This is a genomic window from Ramlibacter sp. JJN2-2R, from assembly GCF_057747835.1.
In genome coordinates, this window is sequence record NZ_CM173226.1 from 3432359 (window position 1) to 3451379 (window position 19021).

The 19021-nt window shown below is 71.7% G+C and carries 19 protein-coding genes; 10 read left to right on the forward strand and 9 right to left on the reverse strand.

What is annotated here, in order from left to right:
* Nucleotides 1-74 precede the first annotated feature (74 nt).
* Nucleotides 75-833, forward strand: a complete 759-nt coding sequence (locus AC3ANR_RS16640; RefSeq protein WP_488289218.1) for a HesA/MoeB/ThiF family protein — start codon at nucleotides 75-77, stop codon at nucleotides 831-833.
* Here AC3ANR_RS16640 and AC3ANR_RS16645 read toward each other — a convergent pair whose 3' ends face one another.
* The 3 genes from AC3ANR_RS16645 to AC3ANR_RS16655 form a co-directional block, all read right to left on the reverse strand.
* Entirely contained in the window at nucleotides 834-2939 is a 2106-nt protein-coding gene (locus tag AC3ANR_RS16645) for an AsmA family protein (protein ID WP_488289219.1), read from the reverse strand.
* A 13-nt stretch (nucleotides 2940-2952) separates the two neighbouring features.
* Nucleotides 2953-3084, reverse strand: coding sequence for a hypothetical protein (locus tag AC3ANR_RS16650; RefSeq protein ID WP_488289220.1), 132 nt, complete (start codon nucleotides 3082-3084; stop codon nucleotides 2953-2955).
* A 189-nt stretch (nucleotides 3085-3273) separates the two neighbouring features.
* The gene (locus AC3ANR_RS16655) at nucleotides 3274-3906 is read right to left on the reverse strand and encodes a response regulator (RefSeq protein ID WP_013902425.1); all 633 of its coding nucleotides are present in this window, start codon (nucleotides 3904-3906) and stop codon (nucleotides 3274-3276) included.
* Between the two features lie 140 nt (nucleotides 3907-4046).
* On the opposite strand from AC3ANR_RS16655, the gene AC3ANR_RS16660 reads away from it, so the two are divergent.
* The 6 genes from AC3ANR_RS16660 to AC3ANR_RS16685 all read left to right on the forward strand — a co-directional run bounded on the left by AC3ANR_RS16660 (nucleotide 4047) and on the right by AC3ANR_RS16685 (nucleotide 8335).
* Nucleotides 4047-5381 carry a CHASE3 domain-containing protein gene (locus tag AC3ANR_RS16660; RefSeq protein ID WP_488289221.1) on the forward strand — a complete coding sequence of 445 codons (1335 nt, stop codon included), beginning with the start codon at nucleotides 4047-4049 and terminating at the stop codon, nucleotides 5379-5381.
* A 250-nt stretch (nucleotides 5382-5631) separates the two neighbouring features.
* Entirely contained in the window at nucleotides 5632-5868 is a 237-nt protein-coding gene (locus AC3ANR_RS16665; RefSeq protein WP_488289222.1) for a hypothetical protein, read from the forward strand.
* 18 nt (nucleotides 5869-5886) lie between these two features.
* The gene (locus tag AC3ANR_RS16670) at nucleotides 5887-6267 is read left to right on the forward strand and encodes a phage holin family protein (RefSeq protein ID WP_488289223.1); all 381 of its coding nucleotides are present in this window, start codon (nucleotides 5887-5889) and stop codon (nucleotides 6265-6267) included.
* Nucleotides 6264-6716 carry a hypothetical protein gene (locus tag AC3ANR_RS16675; protein ID WP_488289224.1) on the forward strand — a complete coding sequence of 151 codons (453 nt, stop codon included), beginning with the start codon at nucleotides 6264-6266 and terminating at the stop codon, nucleotides 6714-6716. Before AC3ANR_RS16670 ends, AC3ANR_RS16675 begins: the two co-directional genes overlap by 4 nt.
* 85 nt (nucleotides 6717-6801) lie before the next feature.
* Nucleotides 6802-7119 carry a BON domain-containing protein gene (locus AC3ANR_RS16680; protein WP_488289225.1) on the forward strand — a complete coding sequence of 106 codons (318 nt, stop codon included), beginning with the start codon at nucleotides 6802-6804 and terminating at the stop codon, nucleotides 7117-7119.
* Between the two features lie 67 nt (nucleotides 7120-7186).
* On the forward strand, nucleotides 7187-8335 hold the full coding sequence (locus tag AC3ANR_RS16685; RefSeq protein WP_488289226.1) for a zinc-binding metallopeptidase family protein: 1149 nt from the start codon (nucleotides 7187-7189) through the stop codon (nucleotides 8333-8335).
* Nucleotides 8336-8338: 3 nt separating this feature from the next.
* Here AC3ANR_RS16685 and AC3ANR_RS16690 read toward each other — a convergent pair whose 3' ends face one another.
* From AC3ANR_RS16690 to AC3ANR_RS16700, 3 genes are all read right to left on the reverse strand, one after another.
* Nucleotides 8339-8848: a BON domain-containing protein gene (locus tag AC3ANR_RS16690; protein WP_488289227.1), complete on the reverse strand. Its 510-nt coding sequence runs from the start codon at nucleotides 8846-8848 to the stop codon at nucleotides 8339-8341.
* 124 nt (nucleotides 8849-8972) lie between these two features.
* Complete coding sequence (locus AC3ANR_RS16695; protein ID WP_488289228.1) at nucleotides 8973-11408, reverse strand: ligase-associated DNA damage response DEXH box helicase; 2436 nt, start codon at nucleotides 11406-11408, stop codon at nucleotides 8973-8975.
* On the reverse strand, nucleotides 11405-11959 hold the full coding sequence (locus AC3ANR_RS16700) for a MarR family winged helix-turn-helix transcriptional regulator (protein ID WP_488289229.1): 555 nt from the start codon (nucleotides 11957-11959) through the stop codon (nucleotides 11405-11407). The genes AC3ANR_RS16695 and AC3ANR_RS16700 overlap by 4 nt, the downstream gene beginning before the upstream one ends.
* 55 nt (nucleotides 11960-12014) lie before the next feature.
* On the opposite strand from AC3ANR_RS16700, the gene AC3ANR_RS16705 reads away from it, so the two are divergent.
* Genes AC3ANR_RS16705 through AC3ANR_RS16715 form a run of 3 tightly spaced genes read left to right on the forward strand, consistent with a single transcriptional unit; the run spans nucleotide 12015 to nucleotide 16008 of the window.
* A complete protein-coding gene (locus AC3ANR_RS16705; RefSeq protein WP_488289230.1) occupies nucleotides 12015-12971 on the forward strand; it encodes a tripartite tricarboxylate transporter substrate-binding protein in 957 nt (318 codons plus the stop codon).
* Nucleotides 12972-12988: 17 nt separating this feature from the next.
* Nucleotides 12989-14308 (forward strand): sulfatase family protein, encoded by a 1320-nt coding sequence (locus AC3ANR_RS16710; RefSeq protein ID WP_488289231.1) that lies wholly within the window; start codon nucleotides 12989-12991, stop codon nucleotides 14306-14308.
* A 41-nt stretch (nucleotides 14309-14349) separates the two neighbouring features.
* Entirely contained in the window at nucleotides 14350-16008 is a 1659-nt protein-coding gene (locus AC3ANR_RS16715) for a SulP family inorganic anion transporter (protein WP_488289232.1), read from the forward strand.
* Here AC3ANR_RS16715 and AC3ANR_RS16720 read toward each other — a convergent pair.
* From AC3ANR_RS16720 to AC3ANR_RS16730, 3 genes are read right to left on the reverse strand one after another with little or no spacing between them, the layout of a single operon-like run.
* Entirely contained in the window at nucleotides 15992-16408 is a 417-nt protein-coding gene (locus AC3ANR_RS16720) for a GtrA family protein (protein ID WP_488289233.1), read from the reverse strand. The two genes, AC3ANR_RS16715 and AC3ANR_RS16720, sit on opposite strands and share 17 nt — an antisense overlap.
* On the reverse strand, nucleotides 16405-17874 hold the full coding sequence (locus tag AC3ANR_RS16725; RefSeq protein WP_488289234.1) for a hypothetical protein: 1470 nt from the start codon (nucleotides 17872-17874) through the stop codon (nucleotides 16405-16407). The genes AC3ANR_RS16720 and AC3ANR_RS16725 overlap by 4 nt, the downstream gene beginning before the upstream one ends.
* A 13-nt stretch (nucleotides 17875-17887) precedes the next feature.
* Nucleotides 17888-18949: a glycosyltransferase family 2 protein gene (locus AC3ANR_RS16730; RefSeq protein WP_488289235.1), complete on the reverse strand. Its 1062-nt coding sequence runs from the start codon at nucleotides 18947-18949 to the stop codon at nucleotides 17888-17890.
* Between the last annotated feature and the right edge of the window lie 72 nt (nucleotides 18950-19021).

Sequence of the window (19021 nt, forward strand, 5' to 3'; positions counted from 1 at the left end):
GTCGGCCCCGGCCCGCGCCGGGGAACGAGAAAGCCGGCGCGAGCCGGCTTTCTGCTTTTCGCCACAATCGACCCATGACCGACGACGATCTCCTGCGCTACTCACGCCACATCCTGCTGGAGGAGATCGGCGTGGAAGGCCAGGAGCGGCTCGCCCGCAGCCACGTGCTGGTGATCGGCGCCGGCGGCCTGGGTTCGCCGGTGGCGCTGTACCTGGGCACGGCCGGCGTGGGCCGCATCACGCTGGTCGACCCGGACGAGGTCGACCTCACCAACCTGCAGCGCCAGATCGCGCATGCCATGCAGCGCCTCGGCCAGCCCAAGGCGGAATCGGCGCGCACCGCCATCGCGCAGCTCAATCCCAACGTGCGGGTGGAAGCGGTCGTGGGCCGCGCCGACGACGCGTCGCTCGACCGCCTGGTCGCGCAGGCCGACATCGTGGTGGACTGCTGCGACAACTTCGCCACCCGCCAGGCGATCAACGCCGCCTGCGTGCGCCACGCGCGGCCGCTGGTGTCGGGGGCGGCGATCCGGTTCGACGGCCAGCTGGCCGTGTTCGACACCCGCGATGCGCAGGCGCCCTGCTACGCCTGCGTGTTCCCGCCCGACACCCCGCCGGAGGAGACCCGCTGCGCCACGATGGGCGTCTTCGCGCCGCTGGTGGGCATCGTCGGGTCCATGCAGGCGGCCGAGGCGCTCAAGCTCGCCAGCGGCGCCGGAACGCCCCTCACGGGGCAGCTCCTGATGCTGGATGCGCGGACGATGGAATGGACCCGGCTGCGCACCCCGCGCCGCGCCGGCTGTCCCGTGTGCGGCAGCCGCACGGCGCTCTGATCAGCGCGCGGCCTTGCCGGCGCCCATGCGCTTGGCCGGGTCGTCGACCGACTTGCCGCCCGAGCCCGCCACGGGCGGCGCCGTCTGCTCCACCCGCGCCTCGGCGCGCGGCGCCGCGGACCGCTTGAGCGTGCCCACGCAGTCCGCATCGTGGCCCGGCCCGGTCTCGATGGTGGCGAACAGCGCCAGCAGCGGGTTGACGGCGCCCAGGCCCACCGCGGCGAGGGCGCGCTTGGCGATCGCCGCCTTGTCCAGGCCGGCCTGGGGCGCGCCGAACGTGCCGCCGACCTTGAGCGGCGAGCGCAGGCTGAGGATGCTCTGGTCCTTGGGCTGGGGCTTGATGTAGACGTCCATCGCCTCGGTGGCGAGGTTGATCTTCGCCGCGCCGTTGAACACGGTGTCGTTGGTGTCGAACAGCAGCGCGCGCGAGGTCATGAGGCCGTTCTCGACGTCGAAGGCGGCGACCCCGCAGCGCACCTGCACGCGCTGGTCGCCCTCCATGAAGAACTTGAGGATCTCCCCGCCGTCCAGGCCGGCGATCTCCAGCGCGAGGTTGCTGATCTCGCCCTGCCCCATGAGCAGCGCCAGGCGCCCGTTGGACGAAGCCAGCATCTGCCGCACCGACGCGCCGCGCGCCGTCAGGTCGACCTGCGCCTGCAGCTTGCCGATGCTGTTGCGCAGGGACTTGGAGACCGGGACCAGCTTGTTCAATTCGAGCGCGCGGCCGTCCAGGCGCGCCTGCGCCTGCACGGGCCTGGCGTTCGCGTCGATGCGCATGGTGCCCGCCACGTGCCCGCCGGCCACGCCCAGGTCCAGCGGATCGAGCACCAACACCCCGCCGCGCAGCAGGACGTGCGTGGCCATGCGGTCCAGCGGCAGCCCCTTGGCATTGACGATCCGGGCCGCGTCGACCCGCACGTCCGCATCCATGGTCCGGAGCCGGCTCACGTCCAGCGGCGCGTCGGGCAGGACCTTGCGGTTCGGGTCCTTGGGACGCTTGTCCTTCTTGCCGGCAGCGCCCTCGCCGGCGCGGGCCACCTGCTGCGACGCGCGCTGCGCCTTCGGGGTGTCCTTCATCCCGATCAGGGGCGCCAGGTCCTCGAAGTCCAGCATGCGCGATCGCACCTGGCCGGTGAGCACGGGCCGGTCCTTGGCCAGGTCGAATGCCAGGTCGCCCGCGATGTCCGAGCGCCCGAGCCGGCCGTCGATCTGTCGCACGCTCCAGGTCTGGCCCTGCTTGGACAGGTGCCCGGCCATCGCATAGCGCGGCGTGTCCGGCAGCACCACGCCGACCAGCTTGTACAGGTGGGCGAGGTTCTCGCCCTGCAGGCGGAAGTCCACGTTGGCGCCGTCCAGGCTGGCCAGGCTCGCCACCGAGCCGCGCGCGCGCACGCTGGTGGCGCCCGCGACCGCCTGCACCTCCGCCGGAAACGGCTTCTGCAGCGGGCCGCTGAGCGCCAGCACGTCCCCGGTGCGGCCCTCGGCCGTGAAGGCCTGGTCCCGCCACTTGCCGGTGGCCTTGAACCGCAGCGGCAGGTCGGCGCCGGTCCCGGCGGGCTGGGCCTCGCGCTGCATCGCGAATTCGGCCCGCACGTCCGCGCCCTGCTCGCGCGCGACGTAGTGCGCGGTGCCCTGGTCCACCACCAGGGCGCCGATCTCGGGGACGTTGCGACGGTCCTGGGTGTCGCCGCCCAGCGCCCAGGTGCGGCGGCCATCGGGCTCGGCCTGCAGCCCGAGTTGCGGCCGCGTGAGCTTGATCAGGGGCAGTTCGATGCGCCGGTGCAGCAGCAGCGGCAGCAGGTGCACGTCGACCTCGGCCGCGTCGGCCTTCACCAGGTGGCGGTCCTGCGCCCAGTCCGGATTGGCGAATTCGATGCCGTCCATCCGCACCCGCGTGGTCCGGCCCAGCTTCACGTCCAGGTGGCGCGTGATCTCGAAGTGGCGTCCGGTCTTCTGGCTGACGTAGCGGCTCACCGGCCCGCGCAGCGTGTCCCAGGGAAAGAATGCGAGCAGCAACACGAGGGCGAGCAGCAGCACGCCCAGCGCCAGCAGCGCCTTCGCCCACCAGGGAGATCGGCGCACCCGGGCGAGGACGGCACTGCTCATGGACGTGTTCCGCCTAGCGTGCCGGTGCGTCGGGAAGGATGAAGAACGGCAGGCTGCCCGTGTCCATCGGCTCGCCCAGCGCGACCAGGGCCGCCACGGCCAGCGTGGCGAAGAAGATGATCAGCGTGTGGAGGACGAACTTCATGCACTGGCCGCCAAGATGCGTGTGTCAGGCCAGTGTGGGGGGTGAGAAAGTGTTGCCCGGTCAGTGCCGCGCGTGAGCTCCTGTCGGCACGTGCCTACACCCGGGGGAGCCCCCAATGCGCGCGCGCCGCTGCATCTCTGCAGCGGCGCGGGACTCGGAGCGCGTGCCGCGCGGAGCGCGGCGGGCCGATCAGTCGATCAGCTTGTTCTTCAGCGCGTAGTAGGTGAGGTCGCTGTTGGACGCGAGGCTCATCTTCTCCATCAGGCGCGTGCGGTACGTGCTGACGGTCTTCACGGACAGCGACAGCGCCTTGGCGATGTCACCGGCCGTCTCGCCCTTGGCGAGCTTGAGGAACACCTGGAACTCGCGCTCGGACAGCTGCTCGTGGGGAGCGCCGCCCTCCTTGCGATTGAGTTGCTGCGCGAGCAGTTCCGCCACCGCGGGCGAGATGTAGCGGCGCCCGAGCGCGATGGTGCGGATCGCGTTGACGATCTCCATCGGCTCGCATTCCTTGTTCAGGTAGCCGCTGGCGCCCTGGCGGATCAGGTTCATCGCGTAGTGTTCCTCCGGGTAGCCCGAGAGGATCAGGATGCCGACGTCGGGCGCCTTGGCCCGGATCATGCCCAGGGCATCGATGCCGCTTTGCCCCGGCATGGACAGGTCCATCACCAGCACGTCGAGCTCGGTCGTGCGGACCAGGTCGATCGCCTCGCGTCCGCTGGCGGCTTCGCCCACGACGCGCAAATCCACCTGTTCGGAGAAGAACTGCTTCAGTCCCGACCGGACGATGGCGTGGTCATCCACAATGCCGACTTTGATCATGTCTGTTCTCTTTCCAGCGCTGTGCGCCGAGCCATTGTGGCCCAAAGCAACGCGCAAATGGCCTACCCTTCAGCCATGATTATTTCGGATTTTGCGCTCGCCGGGGGCGAACACCGTTGAACTTCCTGCGAGCCTCATCCTTGCCCAAGACGGCGATCAGCCTGGCGCTGGCCGTTCTGGCCGCCCTGGTGCTGATCGGCATCAACGAAGCGGGGCACGCCCGCTCCACGGCCGCGCTGGGCACGATGGAGCGCGAATTCGAGACCCGCTCGTCCCTCAACCGCCTGCTGCAGCACGTGCTGGACGCCGAGACCGGCTCGCGCGGCTTCCTGCTCACGGGCGACCCGCGCTACCTCGAGCCGTACAACGCGGCCGTGGCGAGCATCGGGCAGAACCTGGAGGCGTTGCGGCGCAACTATGCCGGCTCGCCCGGCGAGGTCGCCGTCCTGGATGAGCTGGGCCGCAACGTGCAGCGCAAGCTGGCCGAGATGGACCTGTCGGTGCGCATGCGCCGCCAGGGCAACGAGGACGCCTGGAAGTTCGTGCTGCTCTCCGACGTGGGCAAGGAGCACATGGACGCGATCCGCGAGCAGGCGGCGCGGCTGATCTCCGGCGCCGCCGCGCGCATCGCGCAGAGCGAGGACGAGGTGCGCCAGACGCTGATGCTCTCGCGCCTGGGGATCGCGCTCGCCACGGTGGTGGCGCTGCTGGCGTTCTGGCTGTACCTGCGCCAGACCACCGAACTGGAGCAGGCCGGCGACCGGCAGCAGCGCGCGCTGCAGCAGGAGCGCGACCTGCTGGAGCGCCAGGTCCGCGACCGCACCGCCACGCTGGCGGAACTGGCGACCCACCTGCAGCAGGTGCGGGAAGAGGAGCGCGGGCACCTGGCGCGCGAACTGCACGACGAACTGGGCGCGCTGCTCACGGCCGCCAAGCTGGATGTGGCCCGCCTGAAATCGCGCCTGGGCGCGCAGGCCCCCGAGGTCGGGCAGCGGCTGCAGCACCTGACCGAGACGCTGAACAGCGGCATCGCGCTGAAGCGCCGCATCATCGAGGACCTGCGCCCCTCGTCGCTGTCCAACCTGGGCCTGACCGCCTCGCTGGAGATCCTCGCGCGCGAGTTCTCCGAGCGCTCGGGCATCGAGGTCGCCACCAGCCTGGAGCCGGCGGAGCTGGACGAGGCCCACCAGCTGACCGTCTACCGCATCGTGCAGGAGTCGCTCACCAACGTGGCCAAGTACGCCGAGGCGCACCACGCCGAGGTGGCGGTGCACGGCCACGGCAACCACGTGGAAGTGATCGTGCGCGACGACGGCAAGGGTTTCGATCCGGCGCGCGCGCGCCCGTCCACCCATGGCCTGGCCGGCATGCGCCATCGCGTCGAGGCGGCCGGCGGCCGCCTCACGGTCGACTCGGCACCCGGCAAGGGCACGCGCATCCGCGCCATCCTGCCTGCCCGCGCGGCGAAGGCCTGAGGGCCACGCGGCTGTCGGCCGCCTCCTACGCGGCCCCGCCTCGCGCACCGACAGCCGTTCACGCCTGCCGCTGATCAGCCAGGGGTCGGGCCGCCACTTACGCTTGCCCGCGTAGCGCATGTGACACCGCGCCGCCACCGGTGCCGCGCTCGCACCGAGGCGCAAACAACGAGGAAGGACCGACATCATGGCCATCACCAGCAGGACATCCCGCGCGCAAGCCGCCACCCAGTCGCTCGCCGAAGACGCAATGGACAAGGTCCGCGACCTGCGTTACGGCGTGCAGGACCTCGCCAACCGCGGCGCCAGCGTCGTCGGCGAGACCGCCAGCGCCGCCCAGGAACGCCTGGGCCGCTACGCGGGCGTGACCACCCGCTATGTCTCCGAGCAGCCCGTCAAGTCGGCGCTGATCGCCGCCGCCATCGGCGCCGCCGTGGCCGCCATCGTCATGGTGGCGCGCAGCCGCCGCGACCGCTACTACTACTAAGACCGGGGACGTCGCGCCATGAGCATCGTGCACCCGATCTTTTCGGTGCTGGTCAGCCGGCCCGAACTGGTCATGGACCATGTGGCCGGCTACGCCGCCCTCGTGCAGGAGGAAGCGACCTCCATCGGCACGGAGGTGACCAAGCGGGCGATCGCATGGGTGGTGTGCGGTGTCGGCGCGCTGCTGTTCCTCATCCTGGCCGGCGTCGCCGTGATGATGGGCGCCGTGCAGGACGAATTCCACTGGGCCTTCGTGCTGGTGCCGGCGGTGCCGCTCGTGGTGGCCGCCGTCGCCTTCACGATCGCCCGCAAGCGCCTGCCCGCGCGGGCCTTCGCCGAACTGCGCGCGCAGCTCGACGCCGACGCGCAGACGCTGCGCACGCTGGGAGGGCGCCCGTGAGCGCCGGCAGCGACCGCCTGGAGCGCTCCCGCCTCGCGATCCTCGAGCACGTCCAGCACAAGGAGCAGCGCCGCGAGACCTCCCGCGCGCAGGTCTCGGCCGCCATGCACGGCGAAGGCCCGCGCGCGCGGGTGAGCGGCGAAGGCGGCAGCTGGTTCGACAAGGCCCACGACGCCATCGACGCGTGGTGGCGCTACCACCCGGCGCACGTCGCCGTCGACATCGCGCGGCCGGCCATGGCCGCGTATGCACGGCGCAAGCCCGTGCAGTACCTCGGGCTGTCCGCGCTGGCGGGCGGGGTGCTGTTCATGCTGCGTCCGTGGAAGCTGATCTCGGTGACCGGCGTGCTGGTCGCCCTGGTGAAGTCGCCGCAGGTGGCAGGGCTGGTCATGTCGGCCCTGTCGTCGTCGCAGAACCCGGCGGACGATCCGCCGGTGCCCGGCGAATGAGGGACGCAAGCTGGCGGGTATGGTGCGGCCGGCCGGCGAGCGAAAGGGAATCCGCACTGTCACACATGGATCGAAGGAGAAGATGATGAACAAATACGCACGCGCCCTGGCCATCGCGGCCCTGGCCGGCGCCACGCTGGCCGGCACCGGCTGCGCCGTCGTTCGCGGCCAGGAGACCGCCGGCGCCTACGTCGACGACGCGGCGATCACCACCGCGGTGAAGGCCAAGTTCGTGGAAGACAAGACCGTGGACGCCGCCGCCATCAAGGTCGAGACCCTGAACGGCACGGTGCAGCTCTCGGGCTTCGCCAAGTCCAACGCCGAGAAGGCCCAGGCCGAGTACCTGGCTCGCAACACGAAGGGCGTCCGCGGCGTCAAGAACGACCTCACCGTCCGTCCCTGAACGTCACAACCGCCTAACCTTCCCTCGCCCGGCGTTGCGCTTGCGTGCCGCCGGGCGCGGCATTTTCATGAGAACCTTCCGCTGCGACCATTGCGGCCATCCGCTGTTCTTCGAGAACGTCCAGTGCCTGCAGTGCGGCAGCGACCTGGCATTCCTGCCCGACCGGCTGGCGCTGTGCGCCATCGAAGCCGTCCCTTCCGAGCCGGGGCTGTGGCAGCGCAAGACCCCGCGCGGCCGGGGCGCGGGTTCCCCGCACTACCGCCTGTGCCGTAACCACACCGAGCACCAGGCCTGCAACTTCGCCGTGGCCGCCGCCGACCCGAACGGCTACTGCGTCTCGTGCCGACTCACGCGCGTGCTGCCGGACCTGTCGGTGCCGGACAACGTCGAGCGCTGGTACCGCATCGAGATGGCCAAGCGGCGCCTGTTCTACACCCTGGCCCGGCTGGGGCTGGTGTCGGTGAACCCGCCCGACGGCCAGCGCGACGGCCCGGTCTTCGAGTTCCTGGCCGACACGCCCGGCAACATGGTGCTGACCGGCCATGCCCAGGGCGTGATCACGCTCAACGTGGCCGAGGCCGACGACGCCGAGCGCGTGCGGCGCCGGCTGGAGATGCACGAGCCGTACCGCACGCTGCTCGGCCACCTGCGCCATGAATCCGGCCACTACTACTGGGACCGGCTGATCGACGAGGAAGGCCGCATCGACGCATTCCGCGCGGTGTTCGGCGACGAGTCGATCGACTACGCCGAGGCCCTGCAGCGCCACTACGCCTCGGGCGGCCAGCCGGCCGGCTGGCAGGACCGGTTCGTCAGCGCCTATGCCACGTCCCACCCCTGGGAGGACTGGGCCGAGACCTGGGCGCACTACCTGCACATGGTGGACCTGCTGGAGACGGCGGCCTCGTACAACACCCGCGTCGAGGTGCCGGGCACCGGCGGCGACGAGGTCGACGACCCGTTCGGCGCCGGCGAGCCCGACTTCGACCGCCTCGTCGAGCACTGGGTGCCGGTGACGCTGCTGGTCAACAGCATGAACCGCAGCCTGGGCCAAGACGACGCCTATCCGTTCGCGCTGACCACGGGCTCGCTGGCGAAGCTGCGCTTCGTGCACGAGGTGATCCACAGTACGCGCCGCAACACCGCCGGCGGGGACGGCCAGGCGCGGCCGGGCGCCGCGATGGCGGCACCGTCGCCGGCGCCGCAGGCGGGTTGACGCTCAGCTGGCGCTGAGCGTCAGCTGGTCGTTGACCGACTTCACGTCCTTCACGTTCTTGGCGATCTCGCTGGCGCGGGCCTTGGCCGACGCGCTGGGCACCGAGCCGCTGAGCGTCACCACCCCGCCCTGCGAATCGACGTCGATGCGCAGCGGGTTGAGTTCCTTGTCGGCCTTCAGGCCCGTGATGACCATCGAGGTGATCTTCCGGTCGTCCACCCTGTCGCCGGCCGCCGCCGGCTTCTCCGGCGTCGCGGTCGCGGGCGCGGCCCCCATCGCGGCGGTGCTGCCGCCGGCCGCGTCGGCCGTGGGGATCTGCTTGTCCGCCGTCGCTGCGGTCGTGGGACGGCTGTCCTCGCGTGGGGCGCGCTCGGCCTTCACCGTGCGGTTGGCTGGCGCGTCCGTGCGGCCGGCGGTGGCGTCGTCGCCGCGCTCGCCACAGCCCGCCAGGCCGCCGGCGAGCGCCGTGGCTGCGAGCGCCGCGAGCAGGCGGGATGCGATGCCGTGCTTCATCGTGCTTCCTTTCAGCTGGACGCGGGGCGCTCGGCCCCGCACAGCCACACTGTAGGAACCGGCACGGTCGCGCCACGGCGGCACGGGCCGCGACTGCCTGTAGGAAGCGTCGCGCGCCCGCGGCTCAGGCGTCGCGCTCCATGTCACGCAGGATGCGGTCCAGCCGCACCGAGAGCTGCTCGGTCGTGAGCTGCTCGCGGAAGCGCTCGACCATGAGCGGCAGGCTCATCGGGCTGGGATGGCGCAGGTGCACTAGGTCGAGCGTCCGGGCGGCGATGCGCTCGAGCGTCGCGCGCAGGCGCGAGAGTTCCAGCTCCTGGCTCAGCACCTCCTGCTCGGCCTGGGACAGCAGCAGGTTGCCGCGGTCGTACTTGCGGAACACCTCGTAGAACAGGCCGCTGGACGCTTGCAGCTGTCGCATGCTCTTGGGCTGGCCGGGGTAGCCGGTGAACACCAGGCCCGCCACCCGCGCGATCTCGCGGAACCGGCGCTGCGCGAGCTCGGACGAATTGAGCGACGCCAGCACGTCGTGCAGCAGCTCGTCGGTGGAGAACACGCTGCGGTCCTCCACCGGCCCCAGGTCGAACGGCTCGGCGCTCACCAGCTCGAAGCCGTAGTCGTTGACCGAGAGGCTGAAGGTGTTGGGCCGGTCGCGGGCCAGCCGCCAGGCGACCAGGCTCGCCAGGCCCAGGTGCACGTGGCGGCCGGCGAAGGGATGGACGTACAGGTGCTGGCCCTCGCGCGAGCGGTACGTCTCCGCCAGCAGCGTGGCCGGCGTGGGCAGGCGCGACAGGCGCTCCTGGGTCTCCAGCATCGGGCGTGCGGCGCGCAGCTCGGGGTGCCGGTACTCGCCGCGCGCGGCCATCTGCATCATCTCCAGCACCGCGTCGCCCAGCTCGGTCGACAGCGCCATCTTGCTGCCCTGCCAGGTCGGCACCGTGCCCTTCTTGCGGGTCGCCTTGCGCACGTAGGCCGCCATGTCCTGCACGCGCACGAACTCCAGCAGGCGGCCCGCGAAGTAGAAGCAGTCGCCCTTGCGCAACCGGGCGATGAAGCCCTCCTCGATCGTGCCGAGGTTGCCGCCGGTGAGCCACTTCACCTGCATGGAAGCGTCGCTCACGATGGTGCCGACCGACAGCCGGTGCCGGCGCGCGATGCCGCGGTCGGGCACGCGCCACACCCCGTGCTCGTCCTGCCGGATGCGGTGGTAGTCGGGATAGGCCGTGAGGCTCTCGCCGCCGCGCTCGCAGAAGGCCAGCGCCCAGTCGAACTCCGCGCGCGTGAGCGAGCGGTACGACCACGCGGTGCGCACCTCGTCGAACAGCTCGTCGGCGACGAACCCGCCGCCCAGCGCCACCGTGACGAGGTGCTGGACGAGCACGTCGAGCGGCCTGGCCGGCGCGTCGCGCCGCTCGATGCGCCCCTCGTACGCGGCCACGCGGGCGGCGGCCGCCTCGACGATCTCCATCGTGTTGGTCGGCACCAGGGTGAGCCGGCTCGCGCGGCCGGGCGCATGCCCGCTGCGGCCGGCGCGCTGCATGATGCGCGCGACCCCCTTGGCCGAGCCGATCTGCAGCACGCGCTCGACCGGCAGGAAGTCCACGCCCAGGTCGAGCGAGGAGGTGGCGACCACCGCGCGCAGCCGGCCCTCCTTGAGCCCCAGTTCGACCCATTCGCGCGTGGCGCGGTCCAGCGAGCCGTGGTGCAGCGCGATCTCGCCGGCCCACTCGGGCCGCGCCTCCAGCAGCAGCTGGTACCAGATCTCGGCCTGCGAGCGCACGTTGGTGAACACCAGCGTCGTCGAGGCCTTGCCGATCTCCTCCACCACCGGCTGCTGCATGCGCGCGCCCAGGTGGCCCGCCCAGGAGTACTTGCCTGGCTCGGGCGGGATCAGCGTGTCGATCACGAGCTTCTTGTCGATGCGCCCGCGCACCAGCAGCGGCTCGGGCAGCGCCGCCTCGCCGCACAGCACCGCCATCGCTTCTTCCAGGTTGCCCAGGGTCGCGCTCAGGCCCCAGGTCACCAGGCCCGGGCTCCAGCGCCGCAGCCGGGCCAGCGCCAGCTGCGCCTGCACGCCGCGCTTGCTGCCGATCAGCTCGTGCCATTCGTCGACCACGACGTATTCGACCGATTGCAGCTCCTCGCGGGCGTGCTCGCGGGTGAGCATCAGGCTCAGCGATTCGGGCGTGGTCACCAGCACGGTGGGAAAGCGCCGGTCCTGCCGGGCGCGTTCCGCGCTCGCGGTGTCGCCGGTGCGCTGGCCGATGGTCCAGCCGGGTGCGAGCTCGCGCAGCGGCTCGGTCAGGGCGCGCGTGGTGTCGGCGGCGAGCGCGCGCATCGGCGTGAGCCAGATCGCGCGCAGCGGCTCGGCGGCGCGGCCGGGGGGATGGGCCGCGAGCAGCCGCTCGAGCATGCCCAGCCACACGGCATAGGTCTTGCCGGCGCCGGTGGTCGCATGCAGCATGCCGCTGCGCCCGCGGGCGATGGCGCGCCAGACCTCGCGCTGGAAGGCAAACGGCTTCCAGCCGCGCCCCGCCATCCAGCGCGCGACGGCCGTCATCCGCCGCCAGCCCGGGTTCGCCCGCCGCGCCGCCGGTGCGCCTTGGGCAGCACCGCGGCGGCCTGCAGGGCCTCGGCCTGCTGCTGCAGCCGCCCCAGCGCGCCGTCCAGGACGTCCAGCTCGCGCGCATCGAGCACCGCCAGGATGTCGTGGTTGACCGCCGTGACCAGCGGGAACAGGGCGTCGTGCAACGCCTGCCCCTGCGCGGTGAGGGCCAGGTGCGCCTGGCGGCGGTCGGCGGGACCGGGCTGGCGCTGCACCAGCTGCTTGGCCACCAGCGAGGTGACGGCGCGCGAGGTGCGCGCGCGGTCCAGCTGGGCGCGTTCGGCCAGCTGCGACGACAGCAGTCCCGGCTGGCGGGCCAGCAGGGCCAGCAGCCGCCATTCGCGCCGGGTGATGCCGAAGCGCCTCTCGCACAGCCGCGTGACCATGCTGCCGCCGCTCGCCAGCAGCCGGCTCAGCCGGTAGAGCAGCAGGTCGTCGAGCGTCGACGGGGCCAGCAGGCGCTGCGCCCCCACAGGGTTTCCACGCACCATGGTTGATTTGATCAATCGATTGTCGCCGCACTACAGTGCGGCGACCCTACTCTGCCCCCAAGGAACCGCCATGCAACGCCGAACCTGTGCCCTCGCCCTGGCCGCCCTGCCCTTCGCGCGCCCCGGATTCGCCCAGACCCTCGACGGCCCGCTGCGCATCGTGGTCCCCTACGCCCCCGGCGGGTCGACCGACCGCGTGGCCCGCATCGTCGGCGACAAGCTCCAGGCCAGCCTCGGCGTGCCGGTGGTGGTGGACAACCGCGTGGGCGCGGGCGGCCGGCTGGCGGCCCAGCAGCTCAGGAACGCGCCCGCCAACCAGAACGTCCTGCTGGTGGCCAATCCAGCCGTGATGGTGGTCGCGCCGCTGGTCTTCAAGGACAACGGCTACGACCCGGACAAGGACTTCGTCCCCCTGTCGTACGTCAACGACTACGAATTCGGCCTGGCCGTCGCCAGCGCGGTACCGGTGCGCGAGCTGAGCCACCTGCTCGCCTGGTTGCGCGCCAACCCCGAGAAGGCCAACTTCGGCGTGCCGGCGACCGGCAGCCTGCCGCATTTCTTTGCCCTGATGATGGGCGAGAAGGCCGGCGTCAAGGCCCAGGTGGTCGGCTACCGCGGCTCGGGCCCGCTGCTGACCGACCTGATCGGCGGCCAGGTCCCGGTCGCGTTCGACACGCTGGACACCCAGCTGCAGCAGAACGAGGCGGGCAAGATCCGCGTGCTGGCGAGCTCGGGCGCCAAGCGCTCGCCGTTCGCCCCCAACGTGCCGACCTTCAAGGAGGCCGGGCTCGACCTGGTGGCGACGGGCTGGAACGCCTTCTACGCGCCGGCCAGCATGCCGGCCGCCAAGGCCGACATGCTCGCGGCGGCCATCCAGGCGGCCATGCGCGATCCACAGACCCAGCGCCGGTTCGCCGAGGCCCAGATGACGCCGGTGGTCAGCTCGCGGGCCCAGACCGAGGCCATGCTGCGCGCCTACCGGGCGCAGTGGGCGCCGGTGGTGCAGAAGTCCGGCTACCAGCCCTGATCGCGCGGCAAGACCGAATGCGCGCGCGCCCCAACTTCGTCTTCATCGTCGCCGACGACCTCGGCTTCGCCGACCTGGGCTGCTACGGCGGCCGCGACGCCGCCTTCGGCCCCGTGTCGCCCGTGCTCGACGGCCTGGCCGCCGCGGGCCTGAAGTTCACCCAGGGCTACTCGAACTCGCCGGTGTGCTCGCCCACGCGCTTCGCGCTGATGACGGGCCGCTACCAGTACCGGCTGCGCGGCGCGGCCGAGGAGCCGATCAACAGCAAGAGCAGGGGCAGCACCACGCTCGGCCTGCCGGCGGAGCACCCCACCTTGCCCTCGCTGCTGCGCGACGCGGGCTATCGGACCGCCCTGGTCGGCAAGTGGCACCTGGGCTACCCGCCCGCCTTCGGCCCGCTCAAGTCGGGCTACCAGGAGTTCTTCGGCCCGATGTCCGGCGGGGTCGACTACTTCACCCACTGCAGCAGCAACGGCACGCACGACCTGTACCTGGGCGAGCAGGAGAAGCACGAGGAGGGCTACCTCACCGACCTGATCTCGCGCCGCGCGGTGGACTTCATCGACCGCACGGCCGCCGACGGCGCGCCGTTCTTCCTCAGCCTGCACTACACCGCGCCGCACTGGCCGTGGGAGACGCGCGACGACGCCGCCCTCGCGCAGGAGGTCAAGGACAACCTGTTCCACCTGCACGGCGGCAACATCCACACCTACCGCCGCATGATCCACCACATGGACGAAGGCATCGGCTGGGTGATGGACGCCCTGCGCCGGCACGGGCTGGCCGAGGACACGCTGGTGGTTTTCACCAGCGACAACGGCGGCGAGCGCTTCTCGGACAACTGGCCGCTGGTGGGCGGCAAGATGGACCTCACCGAAGGCGGCATCCGCGTGCCCTGGATCGCCCACTGGCCGCGCGCCATCGCGCCCGGCGGCGTCACCAGGCAGCAGTGCATGACGATGGACTGGTCCGCCACCATGCTGGACGCGGCCGGCGTTGCCGCCGACCCGGCCTATCCCCTCGACGGCGTGTCCCTGCTGCCCGTGCTGCGCGAGCCCGGGCGCGAGTTCCCTCGCCCGCTGCACTGGCGCATGAACCACCGCGGCCAGCGTGCGCTGCGCGACGGCCGCTGGAAATACCTGCGGGTGGACGGCCACGACTACCTGTTCGACATCCCGGCCGACGAGCGCGAGCGCGCCAACCTCGCCGGCCGCGACCCTGGCCGGCTGGCGCGCATGCGCGACGCGTGGGAGGAGTGGAACACCACCATGCCGCCGATCCCGCAGGATGCGACCGTGAGCCTGGGCTACGGCGCCAAGGACATGCCGCAACGCTAGGAGCGCCGGGCGGCCCGGCCGCCCTCGCGTAAGCTCGAAGGATGCCGAGGCTGTCCCACTGGTTCCCCTTCCTTCGCTGGCCGCGCCCCGATGCGGCGCTGCTGCGCGGCGAGACGATCGCCGCCCTCACCGTCGCCGTCGTGATGATCCCGCAGTCGGTCGCCTATGCGGGCCTGGCCGGCATGCCGCTCGTCACGGGGCTCTATGCCACTTTCCTGCCGATGCTCGCGGCGGTGCTGTTTTCCAGCTCCACGCGCCTGTCGGTGGGGCCCTCGGCCCTGAGCAGCGTGCTGGTGGGCGCCTCGCTCGTCGGGATGGCCGAACCCGGCACCGCGCAGTGGATCGCGCTCGCGGTCTGGCTGGCGCTGCTGTCCGGCGCGATGCAGATCGCCGTCGGCGCGAGCCGCTCGGCGTGGATGCTGAACCTGGTCAGCTCCCCGGTCCTCACCGGCTTCAGCCAGGCCGCCGCCGTGCTGATCATCGCCTCGCAGCTGCCGCGGCTGCTCGGCCTGCAGGGCCCGCTGTCCTCGCTGCTGCACGGCCCGCGGTTCGAACTGGAGGGGCTGGCCTACGGCGTGGCGAGCGTGCTGCTGTTCGACCTGGGCAAGCGCTGGGCGCCGCGCCTACCCATCGTGCTGGTGGTGCTGGCCGCGGCCGCCGCGCTGTCCGCGGCCACCGGGTATGCGGCCCGGGGCAGCGTCGTCGGCGCGCTGCCGGCGGGCCTGCCCGCCTTCTACTGGCCCGCCCTGCCCGACTGGGACACGCTGCGCACGCTGGTCGCGCCCGCCCTGGTGATCGCGCTGGTCAGCTCGATGGAGATGGCCTCCAGCGCGAAGATCGAGAGCCAGCGCGACGGCAAGCGCTGGGACGCGAACCAGGACCTGATCGGCCAGGGGGTGGGCAAGCTCGCCTCCGCGTTCTCGGGCAGCTTCCCGACCAGCACCTCGTTCTCGCGCTCGGCGATCACCCTGTACGCCGGTGCCAGGACCGGGTGGGCCACGGTGGCCGCCACCGTGATCGTGCTGCTGGTGCTGCTGGTCCTCACGCCGGCGCTGTACCACGTGCCCTCGGCGGTGCTGTCCGCCGTCGTCGTATCCGCCGTGATGGGGCTGCTGCGGCCGAAGGTGTTCGCCTCGCTGTGGCAGGTGGACCGCGTCGAGGCCGTCACCGCCGGCATCACCTTCCTGGTGACGGTGCTCTCGTCCCCGCGCATCTACTGGGGCGTGCTCACCGGCGTGCTCGTCGGCCTGGCGCACTTCCTGTACCTGCGGCTGCATCCGCGCATCATCGAGGTCGGCCTGCATCCGGACGGCAGCCTGCGCGACCGCCACCTGTGGAAGCTCGAGCCGATCGCGCCCCAGACCTACGCCGTGCGGATGGACGCCGAACTGGATTTCGCCTCCGCCACCGCGCTGGAGCGCGCGATCGTCGAGCGCCTGGCCGCCCATCCGGACACGCGCCACGTGTGCCTGTTCGCGCAGCCGATCAACCGCATCGACGCGACTGGCGTGGAGGTGTTCGCGGCGCTGCGGCGCCTGCTGCAGGGCCGCGGCATCCTGCTGCACGTCATCGGCGTCAAGCTGCCCGTGGAGCGCGTGCTGCGCAAGGCGGGCGAGCTGGAGGAAGGACCGCTGCTGCGGCTGTACCGCACGGATGGCGATGCGCTGCTCGCCTTCGGCCGGCTCAAGCCCGAGACCTGAAGGCGAAGTGCTTGCTGCCCAGGTAGTTGAACACCAGGGCGGCGATCGATGCGATGGCGAAGGGCAGGATCGGCCGCGCCGCCATCGCCGCCGAGCCCAGGACCAGGCTCGTGTAGATGCCGAAATTCACGCTGGTGCCCACCATGCTCACCGCCACGTAGCGCGCCAGGCTCGCCCACGCGGGGCCCCGGTCGGCGCCGGCGAAGGTGACCTGTCGGTTCAACCACCAGGTCGCCAGCACGGCTGCCGGGAAGGAGACGGCGCGGGCGGCGATGGGGCCCCAGGCCGCCAGCGACACCAGCAACTGCAGCAGGCCGCCGTCGACCGCGAAGCCGACCACGCCCACCAGGCCGAACCGCACGATGCCGGGCAGTGCGGCGACACGATCGCGCAGCGTCACATGAAGCCCCGGAAATCGAGCAGCCGGGCGGCGACGCCCACCAGCACGACGCCGGCGACGATCGCGCCGCTCACGAGCAACGGACGCGGCCGCGCGCGCATCGCCCACAGCGCCGGCGCGGCCACGATCGACGCGAGCAGCACCGCCAGCAGCGCCCAGTAGTGGTACCGCATGTCCGTGGCCACGCCGATCAGCAGGTAGGCGCACGAGTAGCCCAGGGCCGACACCGCCAGCACCCGGGCGAGCAGCACGCCCGGCGCCGGCGGGGCGTTGCGCAGCAGCACGAGCAGGCAACCGGCCCACGCGAGCCAGGTGACCGGCCAGACGAAGGGGTTCTTGCGCAGCAGGTCCATCCGCACGTCGCGCGCCGACACCACCTCCAGCGGCGGCACGGCCGGATCGTCGGCGCGGTATTCGGGCGTGAGCCGGATGTGCTTGAGCGGCACGGCGAACAGCAGCGCGGAGTTGAAGTGCTTCAGGCGGTGCTCGGCGTAGGCGACCGGGTGCGCGGCGATGCTGCGCAGCCACTGCGCGGCCAGGCCGTCGGGCAGCGTCTGGGTGTCCGGGTCGGGCCGGTGCACCTTGGAGGCGCAGCGACCCCAGGTGCTCAGGCTGTCCCACCAGTACGGCGTGTAGCAGGCGCGCAGGTCGTCACGCGTGAGAGTCGCGCGCGGCTCCAGGATCGCCGGGTCGCCCGTGTGCACCGCGATGCCGTTCAGGTCGTACAGGAAGAGGGACTGCAGCGCGTTCTGCGGCGTCGGGTGGAACAGCACGCGGTTGGCGACCATGCTCACCGGCAGCGCGACCACGGCGACCACCACGGCGGCCAGCATCAGCCGAACGCTGCGCAGCCAGCGCGCCGGCGCGAACGCATAGACCAGCAGCGGGCCCAGGCCGAAGATGGCGTTGGTGCGCACCATGGTGCCGTAGAAGACCAGCGCCGCGATCGCGAGGCCGACGGCGACGGGGATGCGGCGGTGCTGGCTGCGGTACCAGAACAGCGCGCCGACGCCGGCCAGCCAGGCGGCGGCCATGCCGACGTCCTTGACCACCTGCGCATTGACGTACAGGAACGGCGGGAACGCGCCCGCCAGAACGACCGCGATCGCGGCCTTGGGATGGCCCAGGCGGCGCACCGCATCGGCGACCAGGCCGAAGCCGGCCCAGTACAGCGCCAGGTGCAGCAGCAGCATCGGCGCCGGCCCGTGGCCGAACGGCAGCAGCAGCGACCACAGCCACGCCATGATGGGCGGGTGCCAGTCGCCGTACTGGCCGCTGATCGCCTGGCGCAGCTGGATCACCGAGTCGTTGTTCATCACACCCGGGAAGTGCAGCAGCGCATTGGCCATGAACAGCCCGATGGCGAGCGCGGCGACCAGCCAGCCCGTCACCATGCCCATGGCGCCCGGGCGCGCGATGGCGTCGCGGCGCTCCCAGCCGAACAGGAAATCCGGTTCCGTCTGCATGGCCGCGCCCCGCTCAGGACAGCGCCAGCGGCACGCCCGGCAGGGTGGCGTCCAGGTCCTCGGCTTCGGCGCGCAGCGTCCGCTGCTCCTGGGCGGCACCGAGGCGCCGGGCCAGCGAGGGCTGCGCCGCCTCCTTCGGCCACGCCGGCGCGGGGATGTCCAGGTAGGCCAGGCGCTTCAACTCGCGGCGCGAGTGCGTCACGGTGTCGAGCACCAGGCCGCACACCATCGACAGGAACGCGACCAGCATGATGCCCACCGCCAGCACCGCGGTCGGCAGCCGCGGCACCAGCCCGGTGCGCAGGTACTCGAGCACCACCGGCGTGGCCAGGCCGATCGACAGCAGCGCCAGCACGAGGAAGGTGCAGCTGAAGAACATCAGCGGCCGCTCCTCCTTCACCAGCAGGCCGATCATGCGCAGGATGCGCAGTCCGTCGCGGATCGTGTTGAGCTTGGACGCGGAGCCCTCCGGCCGGTCCTTGTAGCGCGTGGGCACCTCCGCCGTCTTCATGCGCAGCTCCAGCGCGTGGACGGTCAGCTCCGTTTCGATCTCGAAGCCGGCCGAGGCCGCGGGGAAGGACTTGACGAAGCGGCGCGAGAACACGCGGTAGCCCGAGAGCATGTCGCCGAACTGCTTGCCGAAGATCACCTGCACCATGCCCGTGAGCAGGCGGTTGCCGAAGCGGTGGCCGAAGCGGTACGCCTCCTTGATCTGCGTGACGCGGGCACCGTTGACCATGTCCAGCTGGCCGTCCAGCAGCGTGCGCACCAGCGCCGGCGCGACCGAGGCGTCGTAGGTGTCGTCGCCATCGACCAGCACGTAGACGTCGGCATCGACGTCGCTGAACATGCGGCGCATGACGTTGCCCTTGCCGGGGAACGGCTCGTGGCCGACGATCGCGCCCGCGGCGGCGGCGACTTCCGCGGTGCGGTCGGTCGACGCGTTGTCGTAGACGTAGATGCGGGCACTCGGCAACGCCCGGCGGAAATCCCTGACCACCTGGCCGATCGCCACTTCCTCGTTGTAGCAAGGGATGATGACGGCGACGTCGACGCGGTCCAACTCGTTGTGCATGTAGCGGCTCCTGGTGCCGACCGGCCCGCAGCGCGGCCGTCCTCGGCACATGCAGGGCATGCTAGGTCGACC

Coding starts and splice junctions, on each gene's coding strand:
- AC3ANR_RS16640 (WP_488289218.1), top strand. CDS start 75: ATGACCGACGACGATCTCCTGCGCTACTCACGCCACATCCTGCTGGAG.
- AC3ANR_RS16645 (WP_488289219.1), bottom strand. CDS start 2,939: ATGAGCAGTGCCGTCCTCGCCCGGGTGCGCCGATCTCCCTGGTGGGCG.
- AC3ANR_RS16650 (WP_488289220.1), bottom strand. CDS start 3,084: ATGAAGTTCGTCCTCCACACGCTGATCATCTTCTTCGCCACGCTGGCC.
- AC3ANR_RS16655 (WP_013902425.1), bottom strand. CDS start 3,906: ATGATCAAAGTCGGCATTGTGGATGACCACGCCATCGTCCGGTCGGGA.
- AC3ANR_RS16665 (WP_488289222.1), top strand. CDS start 5,632: ATGGACAAGGTCCGCGACCTGCGTTACGGCGTGCAGGACCTCGCCAAC.
- AC3ANR_RS16670 (WP_488289223.1), top strand. CDS start 5,887: ATGAGCATCGTGCACCCGATCTTTTCGGTGCTGGTCAGCCGGCCCGAA.
- AC3ANR_RS16680 (WP_488289225.1), top strand. CDS start 6,802: ATGAACAAATACGCACGCGCCCTGGCCATCGCGGCCCTGGCCGGCGCC.
- AC3ANR_RS16685 (WP_488289226.1), top strand. CDS start 7,187: ATGAGAACCTTCCGCTGCGACCATTGCGGCCATCCGCTGTTCTTCGAG.
- AC3ANR_RS16690 (WP_488289227.1), bottom strand. CDS start 8,848: ATGAAGCACGGCATCGCATCCCGCCTGCTCGCGGCGCTCGCAGCCACG.
- AC3ANR_RS16695 (WP_488289228.1), bottom strand. CDS start 11,408: ATGACGGCCGTCGCGCGCTGGATGGCGGGGCGCGGCTGGAAGCCGTTT.
- AC3ANR_RS16705 (WP_488289230.1), top strand. CDS start 12,015: ATGCAACGCCGAACCTGTGCCCTCGCCCTGGCCGCCCTGCCCTTCGCG.
- AC3ANR_RS16710 (WP_488289231.1), top strand. CDS start 12,989: ATGCGCGCGCGCCCCAACTTCGTCTTCATCGTCGCCGACGACCTCGGC.
- AC3ANR_RS16715 (WP_488289232.1), top strand. CDS start 14,350: ATGCCGAGGCTGTCCCACTGGTTCCCCTTCCTTCGCTGGCCGCGCCCC.
- AC3ANR_RS16725 (WP_488289234.1), bottom strand. CDS start 17,874: ATGCAGACGGAACCGGATTTCCTGTTCGGCTGGGAGCGCCGCGACGCC.
- AC3ANR_RS16730 (WP_488289235.1), bottom strand. CDS start 18,949: ATGCACAACGAGTTGGACCGCGTCGACGTCGCCGTCATCATCCCTTGC.